Annotated in this window: 2 protein-coding genes; both read left to right on the top strand. The window is 51.7% G+C overall.

Going from position 1 to position 1,060, the window contains the following annotated elements:
- Positions 1 to 103 precede the first annotated feature (103 nt).
- Positions 104 to 358 (top strand): DUF1652 domain-containing protein, encoded by a 255-nt coding sequence (locus ACXRVY_RS31145; RefSeq protein ID WP_457266242.1) that lies wholly within the window; start codon positions 104 to 106, stop codon positions 356 to 358.
- A gap of 342 nt (positions 359 to 700) precedes the next feature.
- A partial coding sequence (locus ACXRVY_RS31140) for a hypothetical protein (protein ID WP_458239225.1) occupies positions 701 to 1,060 on the top strand: 360 nt, incomplete at its 3' end.

Raw genomic sequence — 1,060 nt, 5'->3', positions numbered from 1 at the left:
GGTATGAAGCCACTCGTGAACAATGACGCACGCGCCACTTTGAATATCATTAGCTATTATTACTAGGTTAGATCCCATTCTCCTGTCCCTATGGACGTGAGTCATGATCTCTACGCTTGAGCTTCGCCACATTATTGAATGTGGATTCCAGCCGCTCTCGTGCACCTGCTCAGTCAATCCGGACGGATCACTGATGATCAAGGTGTTCGATCCTACCTCTGGCCGAGTCGATCTCCTGGCCACTGCGGGCACGACCAGCCAACTGACGTCTAGCCGAGCCATTGAAAACTTGATTGGAGAGCTTCGCTCTGAAATGGTAGTGCACCAAGCGACGGGCACGGTGGTGTTAGCGATATAGCAAAGGTTGTATCGCCTCGGATGATCGCATGTAGAGAATAGGCCGGAATCGGACTAGCGGTAGTCAATCGTGGGATTTGGCTGTGCTGATACGCTCAAAGCGAATACCCGACTAGATCGCGTCTTCAAAAACCTACGTGAGTGCGATTCAGCCGGGAGGGACGCCATCGTGCATTTCCTGCTGACTGATGCAGAGGAAGGCATTGAAGGCCACACGGTTTCCTACAGCCGCACCTGAACCCGGCCTCAGCCTTGGAACCGCAGGCAGCACTGGCAATATTTCCGGCATCTGTGGCTAGATGACTCCCCACCACAACGCACATCGGAAGAGTAAGGGCGGAGCATGCAGATACCACAGGAAATTTTGGATCAGGTGAGAGACGATCCATTAGCCGGAACCATTGCAGCTTGTGAGTTCATCGAGGCATCGTTCAACCCCAAATCAGCCTGGGAGCCAGATGATGAGGAACCGCTTTTCGAAATTTACAGCCTGATAAGCACCCTTAAGGAAGCAAAACGAATCGAATTTCTCGCTGCCGAGCCTGACATCAATTCTGCATTTCCACAGAGCTGTGCACAGCTCTCTCGCTTTATGGGCGAGGTCAAGACCCAGCTTGAATCAACGCTTCGAAACCTTACGAATAAACGCAAGGTCGACCAATTCAAGAAGCATTTCTCACTCACGATCAATGATGCCTTCGGC

It is taken from the genome of Pseudomonas sp. P5_A2_2 (assembly GCF_054177685.1).
Note: the sequence above shows the minus strand (reverse complement) of the source record. Positions and strands in the feature narration are given on the sequence as shown.